Source organism: Methylomonas sp. Kb3 (assembly GCF_002834115.1).
Taxonomy (GTDB): Bacteria; Pseudomonadota; Gammaproteobacteria; order Methylococcales; family Methylomonadaceae; genus Methylomonas; species Methylomonas defluvii.
Window position 1 is genome coordinate 132452 of the sequence record NZ_PIZT01000001.1, and the last position, 13439, is coordinate 145890.

Genomic DNA, 13439 nt, shown 5'->3' on the forward strand with positions numbered 1-13439 from the left:
ACAAGATGAATTTAATAACGGATCGCTGGATACCGGTCATTCGCCAAAATGGCTTACACGATTTGGCCGCGCCCTGGCAAATCGCCGAGACCGAAAACCCGGTAATCGAAATCAACGCGCCGAGGCCGGATTTTCATGGGGCGTTGTATCAGTTCCTGATCGGTCTGCTGCAAACCGGATTTGCACCCGAAGACGAAGATCAATGGTTGGAATACTGGGAAGAGGCGCCTGACTCCACAGATTTGCAAGGTCGTTTGTCATCACTTTCGCCAGCGTTCGAACTGACTGGCGATAACGGCCCGGCATTTTTGCAGGATTTGGCACTGCCGGACGGTGAAGCCAAGCCTATCGCGGCGTTGCTGATCGAAGCGCCCGGCGGTAAAACGCTGAAAGACAATCTCGACCACTTCATTAAACGCGGCTCGGCGAACCAGCTATGCCCAAGCTGTGCGGCTAGCGCATTGTTTACCTTGCAAACCAACGCGCCATCCGGCGGTGTCGGACATCGGGTCGGCTTGCGCGGCGGCGGGCCTTTGACGACCTTGGTGCTTCCTAAGGCTAGCCAAACCACGTTGTGGCAAAAGCTTTGGTTGAACGTGTTCAATCAGGAAGACCTGCAACCTTTGGACAAACTGGAACTATCCATCATGCCCTGGTTGGACAAAACCCGCACTTCTGAAAAAGGCCAAATCACCACGCCGGTCGACGTTCATCCGTTGCACGCTTATTGGGGCATGCCGCGCCGGATTCGCTTGAGCGAAACTCCTGAGCCGGGTATTTGCGATGTATGCGGATGCGATGCCAAGACGTTGTTCCGCGAATACCGTACTAAAAACTATGGCACCAATTACGATGGCGCTTGGCAACATCCGTTAACGCCGTACCGTCACGATCCGAAAAAGGTCAATCCACCGTTGTCTTTGAAAGGCCAGCAAGGCGGTTTGGGTTACCGGCATTGGTTGGGCTTGGCCTTGCAGGACGATAGCAACGGCGACAAAGCCGCCAAAATTGTTTGCCAATACAACCAGGAGCGCGGTCGCAAGTTGGCCGACCGGGGCGGAGCGGCATTGTGGTGCTTCGGTTACGACATGGACAACATGAAGGCGCGTTGCTGGTACGAAGCGAGGTTTCCGGTGTTTTATCTGTCCGCACAGCAGCAACGCAACCTTGTCGGTTGGGCTGGCGAATTGATAGCCGCGGCACGGGAAACCGTGAAGATTTTGCGTAGCGAAGTCAAAGCCGCCTGGTTTCGACGCCCAGAAGATGCCAAAGGCGACATGAGCCAAATCGACGCGCAATTTTGGCAAGCCAGCGAAGCGGAGTTTTTCCGCCTCTTGGAACGCTTGGCTACCTTGTCGGACGGCGGTGGTATGGCCCCGGCTGACATTTACGCTGATTGGTTTGCAGCGTTGAGATCGAAAATGATCGAGGTTTTTGAAGTTGCAACTTTAAGCACTACCCCGGAAGACCTCGATTTAAAACGGATTATCAACGCCCGGAAATCCATGTTAGGCCGTTTTCACGGCAACAAAATCGTCAAGCAATTGAAAACCCATGCCAAAACGGAGGAGGCTGCCTAAATGAGCGAGAACTATTTTTTAACTTCTGAGGAATTACCGGCTTTGCTGGCCTGGCATCGCTGGTTGAACGGCGACGACGGCGACCGGGGTGGTAATCGTGGCGCCCGCGCCCGTTTACGCCGCGCCGAAGCGCCGGAAGACATTTTGTTGACCGACGCCTTTTTCCATTTCTTACGGCAAATGCCGGACGATTTTCCGCAAAAGGTGTCGCCCGAGCAGCGCTTGTTGGTCGCCGCATCTATTGTTGGTTTGCTGGCGCATGTCGAAACCAACGATGCCACTGCCCGTTTTGCCGCTCAGTTGGGTACGGCCAAAGATAAAGCCAAGCCGCCAATGAGCGAGTTGCGCTTTCAGCAACTGCAAAAAAGCCCAACCGTCGAAGACTTTTATCGGCGCATGCTGCGCGCGATTCGTTTGCTTGGCAAAACCGCCAATGTTGTGTCGCTCACCAACGACATCATTCATTGGCATAAGGAGTTTAATCAGCCGCTGGGCCGCTATCCCAAAGACCGCCTTGCTGTGCGTTGGGCCACCGACTATTTCACCGCCTTACCCAAAAATTAATTTCAAGGAGAGACACATGAGCCGTTTCATTCAACTGCATTTGCTGACCGCTTACCCGCCCGCCAACCTGAACCGCGACGATCAAGGCAGCCCGAAAACCGCGAAGATGGGAGGTTACGACCGCTTGCGGGTGTCGTCGCAATGCCTGAAAAGAACCTGGCGGACCTCGGACATGTTCCAGGCGGCGGTTGCCGGCCATTTGGGCACCCGGACCAAATTGCTTGGCCTGGAGATTTATAACAAGCTGTTGGCAGGCGGGGTTAAAGAAAAAGACGCCAAGGAATGGACCAAGGACATTGCCAAGGTATTCGGCGCGTTGAAAAAAACCGACAAAAGCGACCCGCTGGCGGAAATGGAAATCGAACAATTGGTGCATGTCAGTCCTGCGGAACGGTCGGCATTGGATGTGCTGACCGCAAAATTGATTGCCGAACAGCGAGCGCCGGAAAAAGACGAATTGAATTTGCTGCGAGTCAAGGAACAGGCGGTGGACATTGCCTTGTTCGGCCGTATGCTGGCATCCAGCCCGGCCTTCAACATCGAAGCTGCTTGCCAAGTGGCGCACGCCATCAGCGTGCATCCGGTGGTGATCGAAGACGATTATTTCACCGCCGTCGACGATCTAAACAACGGCCAGGACGACATGGGTGCCGCCCACATCGGCGAAACCCGCTTCGCAGCCGGTTTGTTTTACGCCTACATCTGCATCAACCGCGAGTTGCTGATCAAAAACCTGGATGGCAACGCCGAGCTTGCGAATAAAGCCATTCGCGCCTTGACCGAAGCCGCCGTCAAAGTTGCGCCGGAAGGCAAGCAAAACAGCTTCGCGTCCAGGGCTTATGCGTCGTTCGTGTTGGCGGAAAAGGGCGATCAGCAGCCGCGTTCCTTGTCGGTAGCGTATCTAAAGCCAGTTGATCGTTCGCACGAAGATTATAGTGTTAAAGCCGTTGCCGCTTTGCTCGACCAGTGCTTTACCTTTGATAGTGTTTATGGCGAATGTGCCGAAGATCGTCGATTGTTGTCGGCTTTGACTCAAGAGCAGCAAAAAGACGTGATTGAAAAATTGAAAAAACGCCAGCAAGAGCAATCTGTAGAGTCACAAATAGCGCCAGTTTCACTGGCCGGATTACTCGACTTCGTCGGCCAATAGGAGCCGGCAATGGACCTATTGTTATTCCGTTTATACGGGCCGATGGCGAGTTGGGGTGAAATCGCCGTTGGCGAAAGCCGGCATAGCGCCAATTATCCGAGCAAGTCGGCGATATTGGGATTGGTCGGCGCGGCGCTGGGTATAGAGCGAAGCGACGAAGCGCAACAAGCCGGCTTGCAGAATGGTTACCAAGTGGCCGTCGAAGTGTTCAGCACCGGCCAATTGCTGCGCGATTACCATACTGCGCAAGTGCCGGACTCGGCCGGCAAGTTTGTTTACCGTACCCGCCGCGACGAATTGGTGTTGGGCAAGGAGCGCTTGGGCACGATATTGTCCAGCCGCGAATACCGTAGCGATGCCCTGGCCGTCGTGGCTTTGCGCGCTTTACCGGATGCGCCGTTCAGTCTGATACAAATCGAGGAAAAACTGCGCAAGCCGGTGTTCCATTTGTATTTGGGGCGCAAATCTTGTCCGCTGGCCGCGCCGTTGCATCCGCAATTGCTGACCGAGCAAGCCGATCTGTTGTCGGCGTTCAAAGCCTATCTGCATAAACCGTTATTGCCGCACAAGGAGGCAGATGGCGCACTGGGCCAACCCGATAAGCAAGATGCTTATTGGCTGAATGCCGGTGGTGAGCGCCATTATTACTGGGAAGGCGAGCCTGATGACTTTGCCAAAGACATCGATTTGCAGCTCCGGCAAACCCGCGTTCGCCACGATCAACCCTTATCGCGCAAACGGTGGCAATTCGCGCCGCGTCAGGAACATTATTTTTATCAGGGAGGCGAGTGATGTATTTTTCCAGGGTCAGGATACGGCCGGATATTTACAAATCGTCGCAGTTGGCGAGGGAATTGGAAGGCAACGTTTACGGTTGTCATCAATTGTTATGGGATTTGTTCCCGGAACAGGACAAACGGACTTTTCTCTATCGCGAAGAAATTGCCCGCGAACAGATTGGTCCGTCGCCGGCGGTACGCGGCGAGCCCTTGTATTACGTCGTTTCGCAAAATAAGCCTATTGAGCTTGAAGGATCGTTGTTCAAGGTCGAGAGTAAAGAATACGACCCACGATTGGCGAACGGCCTATGCCTGCAATTCGATTGCCGGGTCAACCCAGTGGTCAGTCGGCAAGGCAAAAAGCATGATGTGGCGATGGATGCGCAATTGCAGTTTTGGGCGTCGTTGATCAAATCGCATGGCCTGGATGTTTCTTTGCCCGCCAAAACCGATAAAGGTATTTACAAAAGGCTGTTACTGGAAAAGGGCGGGGCGGCGTTGGAGGCTGAATTATCCGAATTATTGGCTGGGGATCGTTACTACGCCGAGCGTTTGGGGCAAATTTCCGGCTTGGCTGATAAGTTGGAATGGGCGATCAAAGCCTGCGTCGATCAGGCACTGACTAGTTGGATGATCAAGCAAGGCGAGCGTTGCGGATTTACGTTACTGAGCGGCGATGACGGTTTACCCAAGTTGCAAAACAGCACTTACGCATGGCACGGCTTGCAGCAAAAGGCTGTCAAAAAAGGCGAAAAATCCGGCTTTAGCTCGGTCGATTTCACCGGCGAACTGCAAATCACCGACGCCGAAAAATTTCGCCAAACCCTGTTCACCGGCCTGGGCCGGGCCAAGGCATTTGGTTGTGGTTTGCTGATGGTGCGGCGGTTATAATTCGGACTTAATTCAGTCTGAATTTATTTCATTGCGAGCAAAACCAAATGAAACTATCCGAAAACATAAAACCCATCAGTTACTTAAAAGCCAACGCCGCTGAGGTGATCGAAAAATTAAAAACCGATCACCAGCCTATGGTCATCACCCAAAACGGCGAGGCGGCGATGGTAGTTCAGTCGGTTGCCGATTACGAGCAAACTCAGGAAACCCTGGCCTTGCTGAAAATGTTGGCGCAAAGTCAGCAAGCGCTAGCGGAAGGCAAAACGGTGTCCAGCGCAGAGGCGTTTAGTCGTTTACGTAAGCGGCGCGGCTTGGCATGAGTGTTCCGGTAAGGCTGACCGAACCGGCCTTGGCCGATTTGCTGGCTATCAATGATTATTTCTTAGTGGAAGTCAGTGATAAGGTGGCGGCAAAAATCATCGACGCCCTCGAAACAGCCGTCAATAGCCTCGCGGATTTGAACGAGCGTGGAACCGTACCTAAAGGGTTACTGGGTTTGGGCATTCGCCAATATCGACAACTCATCGTAAAACCCTATCGCATCGTCTATCAACGCATGCCTGAACAAGTGGTCGTCCATGCCATTCTGGATGGGCGCCGGGATATGCAAACGCTGTTAACCCAGCGATTGATAGGCGCTCTCTAGCCGAACGATCCCCAAAATTAAGGATGATTTTACCCATGCTCCCACCCCTAAAACCCATTGCCATGAAAGAACGTGTCTCGCTGGTCTTTATCGAAAAAGGCCAGATAGATGTCAAGGACGGCGCCTTCGTCGTCATCGACGAAACCGGCATCCGCACCCACATTCCGGTCGGCTCCATTGCCTGCATCATGCTGGAACCCGGCACCCGCGTCTCCCATCACGCCGCCGCCCTGGCGGCCCGAGCAGGGACTTTGCTGGTCTGGGTTGGCGAAGCCGGTGTCAGGTTATACGCAGCCGGCCAACCCGGCGGCGCGCGTTCCGACCGCTTGCTTTACCAGGCCAAACTGGCGCTGGACGACGACGCTCGTTTGAAGGTGGTGCGCAAAATGTACGAAATCCGTTTCGGCGAAAAACCGCCCGAGCGCCGTAGCGTCGAACAACTGCGCGGCATCGAAGGCGCCAGAGTCAGGAAGTTGTACCAGTTGCTGGCCAAGCAGGCCGGCGTGGACTGGAAGGGCCGCAATTACGATTATACGGCGTGGGACAACAGCGATACCGCCAACCGCTGTCTCAGTGCCGCCACCGCCTGCCTATACGGCATTTGCGAAGCGGCCGTGCTGGCCGCCGGTTACGCGCCGGCCATCGGCTTTATCCATACCGGCAAGCCGTTGTCTTTCGTTTACGACATCGCCGACCTGTTCAAATTCGACGACATCGTCCCGCACGCCTTCAAAATCGCCGCCAAAAACTACTCCAACCCGGAACGCGAAGTGCGGCTGATGTGCCGCGATGTGTTTCGCCAATCCAAAATCCTGCGCAAGATCATCCCCACCATCGAAGACGTGCTGGCGGCCGGCGAACTGGAAGTGCCTAAACCCGCCGAGGAAAACATTGCCCCGGCCATTCCCAATGCGGAGGGCATCGGCGATGTTGGTCATCGTAGTTGAAAACGTGCCGCCCAGGCTGCGCGGACGCTTGGCGGTGTGGCTGATCGAAATCCGCGCCGGGGTTTACGTCGGCGACTTGTCGGCCAAGGTGCGGGAGATGATCTGGTCGCAAGTCGAGCAGGGCTTGGAGGAGGGCAACGCCGTGATGGCCTGGTCCACCAATACCGAATCCGGTTTTGATTTTATGACTTTAGGAAAGAATAGACGGCTACCGGTAGAGTTGGACGGCTTGAAACTGGTGTCGTTTTTTCCGCCGGAAGAGGCCGATTTGTCTCGCTCGCCCTCCGGGAGAGGGCCGGGGTGAAGGTGCACTAAATTCCTGTTGGGGTATAGGGCGCTGTAAGGGTAGTCGCCAGCTTTTTAACAACTTGGAAAATACCGAAAAATTTGGTGGAAATTTAGCCAGGTTATTTTTATATGCGTAACAATAAGTTACGATTAGTGTGTTCCCCGCACCCGCGGGGATGAACCGACCTGTTCGACGGCGAATTCGGCCGCGTGACCGTGTTCCCCGCACCCGCGGGGATGAACCGCGTCCATGCTGCACCTACCCTACTCGCAAGGGGTGTTCCCCGCACCCGCGGGGATGAACCGATTATTGGGAAATTGCCGCGCTAGACAAATTCGTGTTCCCCGCACCCGCGGGGATGAACCGATTTGGCATTGGCAGCCGGGGTTGGCATGTCGGTGTTCCCCGCACCCGCGGGGATGAACCGCACTCCACGCGCCCGGTGTTTCTGCTGGCGTTTGTGTTCCCCGCACCCGCGGGGATGAACCGTTGTGTCCGTCTTGCAATGGGTCTGGTGTTAAGTGTTCCCCGCACCCGCGGGGATGAACCGAAAACAAAAGTTACGCGCTCAAACTAGATTCGGTGTTCCCCGCACCCGCGGGGATGAACCGAAGGCCGTGTGATTCGGCAATTAATTCCGCTAGTGTTCCCCGCACCCGCGGGGATGAACCGAAATAGACATATGGTTGCCTATCTGGTCTCAAGTGTTCCCCGCACCCGCGGGGATGAACCGACAATAAATACACCGGCGAGAGCAGCCATGACGTGTTCCCCGCACCCGCGGGGATGAACCGTACTGTTTGACCCGCAAAATGTAGCGTAATTAGTGTTCCCCGCACCCGCGGGGATGAACCGAATCACAACACGCGCGCGCCGAATAATCAGGTGTGTTCCCCGCACCCGCGGGGATGAACCGCACACGCCGCCTTGACTTGATAAGAACCGGCAGTGTTCCCCGCACCCGCGGGGATGAACCGGGATTCTGGCACGGAAAAGCGGCCTAAACGGGGTGTTCCCCGCACCCGCGGGGATGAACCGGCGGTGATGAGAAGGTGGATATTGTGTTTGCGGTGTTCCCCGCACCCGCGGGGATGAACCGGCAAAAATTTTGCTGATGACGGATGGCACTTAGTGTTCCCCGCACCCGCGGGGATGAACCGCTGGCAAAAGCCCTGGATATAACGCCCGGGGCGTGTTCCCCGCACCCGCGGGGATGAACCGTCCGCATCGGCAGAGACCACCAGCTTGGCCTGGTGTTCCCCGCGCCCGCGGGGATGAATGACTTGTTGTTGACCTTCCTCATATCGACTCGTGGCTTTGGTGCAAGTGTCGAGGCATGGAATGCGGGGCGTATTCTGTTAAAACCGCTATTTCTGATCGGCTTGCCGGCAGGGAAATTGCTAAAATGCCTTGTTCGCCGGCGAAATGGAGGTTCTCCGGTATTCGTTGCCCCAGTTTGTATTGGCTCGGTTCCCCGTGATTAGAAGAGGAGTTTATTTGATGTTGCAGCAACACTTCGCCGAAGTTACCAGGGTCTATGCGCTGGAGATGATGGCCTTAAGCGGCCGCAAGTGCTGCGGATTTGTTGTTGTCATTAAATTGATATGAATAATATTCCACCCAAACGCGGCCTGGGCCGCGGGCTTGAAGCATTGTTAACCGATATGCCGGCTAAATCGGCAGCGGATAAATCAAGCATTAAGGCGGAAACCGTTCCGGGGCCAGCCGTCCGCCAAGAAAATAGCCATTTGCTTCAAGAAGCCGAAGTGTTAAAGACCCTGTTGGAGGAACTTGAAAACGCCTTGAGTGACTTCAATCCGGATTAGCCTGTTTATTAGTCTTTAAGTATCGATTTTCCAGCTATGACCATAGCCCAGCAGCTTTTTGGATTTCTGCTTTCGCGGGTATGGCGACTCCAGAGACGTTAAGGGGCAGGCTAGGGGTTGTTGCCATTTTGAAACGATAGCCTTGAAATCGAACGGCTCTGCCTCATTGATTGATTTTTCAATCAGAAGACAAGTGAGCTATGCCGCGACAAATGTTTACGGATGCATACTGGAATAAATTCAAAGCCATCCTGTTAAGCCTGGGGATTTATGACAAGCCTTCGCTCAGGCAAACGGTAGAAGGGATTTTTTATCGCATGCGAGTCGGCTGCCCCTGGCGAGACCTGCCTGCCACGTTTGGTAAGTGGAATGCAGTCTACAAACGGTTTAATGCGTGGTCACTGCAAGAAAAACTGATGGGCATCTTTCGAGGCCTGGTTGTGGCACCGGATTTGGAATGGACCTTTATTGACGGCAGTATCGTGAAAGCGCATCAGCATAGTAGTGGTGCGGCTCATGAACAGGATGCCGCGATTGGGAAATCCGTTGCGGGTAACACCACGAAAATCCATATGGCCGTTGATGCCTGTGGGCTGCCTATTCATTTCTCGATCACCGGTGGTGAAGTCCATGACTGCAAAGAAGCGCCGGAATTAGTGGCTAAACTGCCTTTGGCTGACTACACGGTCGCTGACAAAGGCTATGACAGTGAACCTCTACGGATTCAAATTCGAGAGAAAGGGAGTGTCCCTATCATTCCTAGAAAACAAAATTCAATCGTCGGGAATGACGGAATGGATTGGTGCCTCTACCAATATCGCCACCTCGTTGAAAATGTCTTTGCGCGATTGAAACATTTCAGAGCCATCGCGACGCGATATGACAAATTGAAACGCAATTTTGAAGGCGTTGTCGCTTTGGCCTGCGCTTTTATTTGGTTACCCATGTAAAACGGCAACAGCCCCTAATATTAAATGCCCATTTGATCAGGGTTTCGGAAGCGGATTTGCCGGGCATGGCAAAAGACTATTTGCTACTAGAGGCCTCTCAGCACCATCGCACGCAGAGTCAAGATAGGGTGGGAAACATGTCAAATGGCGCGCCCGAGAGGATTCGAACCTCTGGCCTCAGCCTCCGGAGGGCTGCGCTCTATCCAGCTGAGCTACGGGCGCTATGTGATTTGCATTCAAGCGGTTTAGGCTTTTTACCTTAATCCTGAAAACCTAAGAGGATTTCTTTTCAGGATACGTATCGGCCACTGGGCCGAATCGGGTAAGCGCGTCATTATAAGATTAAATGCCGTTAAAGTCATTGCCAATCCTGGCTTAAACAGCGGTTGTTCCTTTATTAAGTTTCGCCAGCAGCTGTTTTTGCCGATTCAGCCGTTCGGACTTTTCCGCTTCCGCTTTGGCTTGCCGCCGGTTTTTGGCTTGGTGGCGCTGTCTGGATTGGTCCGCATTAGCGGCGGTCCATTGGGCGTTTGCCGGGATCATGCTGATGCAGTTGACCGGGCAGGGGGCGATGCATAATTCGCAACCGGTGCATAAGGTGGCGATGACGGTATGCATCTGCTTAGATGCACCGAGAATGGCGTCGGTGGGGCAAGGCGGCAGGCATTTGGTGCAGCCTATGCAATTTGCCTCGTCGATTACGGCCACTTGCAAAGGCTGCGTCATACCGAACGCCGGATTCAACGGTTTGGCGGGGACGTTCAGGAAATCCGCCAGTAGACGGACACCCTGGTCACCGCCCGGCGGACACTGGTTTATGTCGGCTTCACCGTTTGCGATAGCTTGCGCATACGGCCGGCATCCCTGGTAACCGCATTTGCGGCACTGGGTTTGCGGTAGCAGCGCGTCGATCTGTACGGCTAGAGATGCCTCGTGTTGCTCGCTCATGACCAATAAGCTGTCTTGCGGCCTCTTGCTTTATTTAACCCGCATGCCCGGTTGCGCGCCTTGGTCCGGCGACAGCACCCAGATGTTTTTGCCGCCGGGTCCAGCCGCCAACACCATGCCTTCGGAGGTGCCGAAGCGCATTTTGCGCGGCTTTAGATTGGCCACTACCACAGTCAATTTGCCTTCCAGTTCTTCCGGGGCGTAGGCCGATTTAATGCCGGCGAAGATATTGCGGGTTTCGGTCCCCAAATCCACCGTCAGTTGCAGCAGCTTTTCGGCGCCTTCCACCGATTCGGCTTTGACGATGCGACCGATGCGCAAATCAATTTTGGCAAAGTCTTCGATCTCTATCGCTTCAGCAATCGGCTCGGCTATCGCTTTTGCTACTTGCTCGGGATTGTTTTCCACTGCGGCAGCTTGTTTGCCTGGCTTGGCTACAACCGGTGGCGTCTTTTCCAGATTTTCTTTGGAGGCTTCCACAATCGCGGCGATTTTGTCCGGCTCTACGCGGGTCATCAACGGTACGAAGCTGTTGATTTTATGGTCGAGCAGCGGTTGAGCATCGCTCGGCCAGCTTTGCGCCGGGATGTTCAAAAAGCTTTCGGCGTTGTTTGCCAGCGTCGGAATCACCGGGCGCAGATAAGCTACCAGCATCCGAAACAGATTCACGCCCATGCTGCACACGGCATGTAACTCGGCGTCTTTGCCTTCTTCCTTGGCGATTAGCCAGGGTTTTTTCTCGTCGATATATTGGTTGGCCTTGTCGGCCAGCGCCATGATTTCCCGCATCGCTTTGCCGAACTCGCGGCTTTCGTATAAATCGGCAATCGTGCTGTTAGCGTCGACAAACTGTTGGAATAGTGCCGGTTCGGCGCATTCCGCCGAAAGCAGGCCGTCGAAACGCTTGGCGATGAAGCCGCTGCAACGGCTGGCGATATTAACCACTTTGCCGACCAAGTCGGAATTGACACGCTGGCTGAAATCGTCGAAGTTCAAGTCGATGTCATCGACGCCGGCGCTGAGTTTTGCGGCGAAGTAATAGCGCAGATATTCCGGGTTCAGATGGTCCAGGTAGGTGCGGGCCTTGATGAAGGTGCCGCGCGATTTGGACATTTTCTCGCCGTTGACGGTTAAAAAGCCGTGGGCGAAGATCGCGCTGGGTGTTCTAAAGTCTGCGCCGTGCAGCATGGCCGGCCAGAACAGGGCGTGGAAGTAAATGATGTCCTTGCCGATGAAATGGTACAGCTCGGTGGTGCTGTCTTTTTGCCAAAACTGGTCGAAGTCCAGGCCTTGGCGGTCGCAGAAGTGCTTGAAGCTGGCCATGTAACCGATCGGTGCATCCAGCCAAACGTAGAAATACTTGCCTGGCGCGTCCGGAATTTCGAAGCCGAAATACGGCGCATCGCGGGAAATGTCCCATTGCTGCAGGCCGTTCTCCAGCCATTCCGCCATCTTGTTGCTGACTTCCGGTTGCAAGTGGCCTGCGGTGGTCCAATCGCGCAGCATCTCGGCGAAATGGCCCAGTTCGAAAAAGTAATGCTCGGAATCTTTTTCGATGGGGCGCTCGCCGGAAATGGCGGAGACGGCGTTTTTCAGTTCTGTGGGCGAATAGGTGGCGCCGCAGGCTTCGCAGCTGTCGCCGTATTGGTCGGCCGCGCCGCATTTCGGGCATTCGCCCTTGATGAAACGGTCCGGTAGGAACATATTTTTCACCGGATCGTAAGCCTGGGTGATGCTGCGTTGGCTGATATGGCCGCCGGCGCGCAGACGTTTGTAGATCAGCGCGGAGTATTCTTTATTTTCCGGCGAATGGGTGCTGTGGTACTGATCGAAAGCAACACCAAATTCCTGGAAATCGGCGCGATGTTGTTTTTCCACGTCGGCGATCAGTTGTTCCGGGGTAATGCCTTCCTTGTCGGCTCTAAGCATGATCGGCGTGCCGTGGGTGTCGTCGGCGCAGACGTAGTAGCAATTGTGCCCGCGTTGTTTCTGGAACCGCACCCAGATGTCGGTTTGAATGTATTCGACAAGGTGGCCCAAGTGGATAGGGCCGTTGGCATACGGTAAGGCGCTGGTAACAAGGATTTTTCGGTTAGACATGGGGTTAAAACAGCCTGGGAAAATGAGGGCGGATTATGGCATAAATCGCCAGGGCTTTCATGGTTTGGGCAGCGGTTTGCCGATTGCCGGCGCGTTACTCTGATGCGGGGGCTAGGGATGTTTGGTAATAGGGATCAGTAAGGTACAATCCCAACCAAGCCTCCAGCTTAAGAGCTATACCGTCCGGCATGGCATACTTAAAGTCGGATCGGCCTTAGCCCTTTTTGAATCACTTAAACTTATAAGAAGAGGTAACATCATGAGAAAAACGTTGTTTCTGGCCATCGCGATGCTGGCTTCCGGTACTGCGGCGGCGGCTACTGACCATTATCTGTTGCGCGACGGCAATCATGTACAGCATTTGAAGATTACGACCTTGGGTAAAGACATTAACGCCACGGTGGATGTGGATTTCGAACCCAATCCCGATGAGGCCGGCAAGCACGCCTGTTCCGCAACGGTATCCGATGAGGCTAAAAGTGTTGGTGAAAACGAATTGGTCTTGAAAAAGCACATTGAGGGCGAAGCGCGCTCTTGCTCCGTGAAAATTCATCTGACGCCTAACGGTGCCAAGCTGGAGCAATCGGACGAATGTACTTATTTCGCAGCCGGTATCTGCAGTTTCTCCAGCAATGGTAAGGAACTGGTCAAAATCAAATAAATCCCTGGCGCAATGGCTTTGGCTTATTGCGCCGTCTTTTCTCCAACAAACCTGCCTGGGCTGTCCCGCTGTGTTTTGCGGCCATTTGTTATTAACGCTTTTTGT

The 13439-nt window shown here is 54.3% G+C and carries 14 protein-coding genes, 1 tRNA gene and 1 CRISPR repeat array; of the genes, 12 read left to right on the top strand and 3 right to left on the bottom strand.

Features of this window, described 5'->3' with window-relative positions; translation table 11 throughout:
* Nucleotides 1–5: 5 nt before the first annotated feature.
* The 11 genes from casA (at nt 6) to CWO84_RS00725 (ending at nt 9625) form a co-directional block, all read left to right on the top strand.
* On the top strand, nt 6–1580 hold the full coding sequence (gene casA / locus CWO84_RS00670; protein ID WP_101051484.1) for a type I-E CRISPR-associated protein Cse1/CasA: 1575 nt from the start codon (nt 6–8) through the stop codon (nt 1578–1580).
* A complete protein-coding gene (gene casB, locus CWO84_RS00675; RefSeq protein ID WP_101051485.1) occupies nt 1581–2144 on the top strand; it encodes a type I-E CRISPR-associated protein Cse2/CasB in 564 nt (187 codons plus the stop codon). It abuts the gene before it with no gap.
* Nucleotides 2145–2160: 16 nt separating this feature from the next.
* Nucleotides 2161–3294, top strand: coding sequence for a type I-E CRISPR-associated protein Cas7/Cse4/CasC (cas7e, locus tag CWO84_RS00680; protein ID WP_101051486.1), 1134 nt, complete (start codon nt 2161–2163; stop codon nt 3292–3294).
* Nucleotides 3295–3303: 9 nt separating this feature from the next.
* Entirely contained in the window at nt 3304–4086 is a 783-nt protein-coding gene (gene cas5e, locus CWO84_RS00685; protein WP_101051487.1) for a type I-E CRISPR-associated protein Cas5/CasD, read from the top strand.
* Entirely contained in the window at nt 4086–4964 is an 879-nt protein-coding gene (gene cas6e / locus CWO84_RS00690; RefSeq protein ID WP_101051488.1) for a type I-E CRISPR-associated protein Cas6/Cse3/CasE, read from the top strand. The genes cas5e and cas6e overlap by 1 nt, the downstream gene beginning before the upstream one ends.
* 47 nt (nt 4965–5011) lie before the next feature.
* A complete protein-coding gene (locus tag CWO84_RS00695) occupies nt 5012–5287 on the top strand; it encodes a type II toxin-antitoxin system Phd/YefM family antitoxin (RefSeq protein WP_101051489.1) in 276 nt (91 codons plus the stop codon).
* The gene (locus CWO84_RS00700) at nt 5284–5613 is read left to right on the top strand and encodes a type II toxin-antitoxin system RelE/ParE family toxin (RefSeq protein ID WP_101051490.1); all 330 of its coding nucleotides are present in this window, start codon (nt 5284–5286) and stop codon (nt 5611–5613) included. The genes CWO84_RS00695 and CWO84_RS00700 overlap by 4 nt, the downstream gene beginning before the upstream one ends.
* Nucleotides 5614–5675: 62 nt before the next feature.
* Nucleotides 5676–6560: a type I-E CRISPR-associated endonuclease Cas1e gene (cas1e, locus tag CWO84_RS00705; protein ID WP_240617927.1), complete on the top strand. Its 885-nt coding sequence runs from the start codon at nt 5676–5678 to the stop codon at nt 6558–6560.
* Nucleotides 6541–6864 carry a type I-E CRISPR-associated endoribonuclease Cas2e gene (gene cas2e / locus CWO84_RS00710; RefSeq protein ID WP_101051491.1) on the top strand — a complete coding sequence of 108 codons (324 nt, stop codon included), beginning with the start codon at nt 6541–6543 and terminating at the stop codon, nt 6862–6864. Before cas1e ends, cas2e begins: the two co-directional genes overlap by 20 nt.
* 139 nt (nt 6865–7003) lie before the next feature.
* A CRISPR array of direct repeats spans nt 7004–8131; the repeat unit is 29 nt; unit sequence GTGTTCCCCGCACCCGCGGGGATGAACCG.
* Between the two features lie 322 nt (nt 8132–8453).
* On the top strand, nt 8454–8675 hold the full coding sequence (locus CWO84_RS00720) for a hypothetical protein (protein WP_101051493.1): 222 nt from the start codon (nt 8454–8456) through the stop codon (nt 8673–8675).
* A gap of 200 nt (nt 8676–8875) precedes the next feature.
* Nucleotides 8876–9625 carry an IS5 family transposase gene (locus CWO84_RS00725; protein WP_033159547.1) on the top strand — a complete coding sequence of 250 codons (750 nt, stop codon included), beginning with the start codon at nt 8876–8878 and terminating at the stop codon, nt 9623–9625.
* A gap of 145 nt (nt 9626–9770) precedes the next feature.
* Here the strand turns inward: CWO84_RS00725 and CWO84_RS00730 are convergent.
* From CWO84_RS00730 to metG, 3 genes are all read right to left on the bottom strand, one after another.
* A tRNA-Arg gene (locus CWO84_RS00730) sits at nt 9771–9847 on the bottom strand.
* A 153-nt stretch (nt 9848–10000) separates the two neighbouring features.
* A complete protein-coding gene (locus CWO84_RS00735; protein WP_101051494.1) occupies nt 10001–10573 on the bottom strand; it encodes an RnfABCDGE type electron transport complex subunit B in 573 nt (190 codons plus the stop codon).
* Between the two features lie 30 nt (nt 10574–10603).
* A complete protein-coding gene (gene metG, locus CWO84_RS00740; RefSeq protein WP_101051495.1) occupies nt 10604–12673 on the bottom strand; it encodes a methionine--tRNA ligase in 2070 nt (689 codons plus the stop codon).
* Nucleotides 12674–12932: 259 nt separating this feature from the next.
* Between metG and CWO84_RS00745 the strand changes: the two genes are divergently transcribed.
* Complete coding sequence (locus CWO84_RS00745) at nt 12933–13334, top strand: hypothetical protein (protein WP_033155831.1); 402 nt, start codon at nt 12933–12935, stop codon at nt 13332–13334.
* Nucleotides 13335–13439 lie beyond the last annotated feature (105 nt).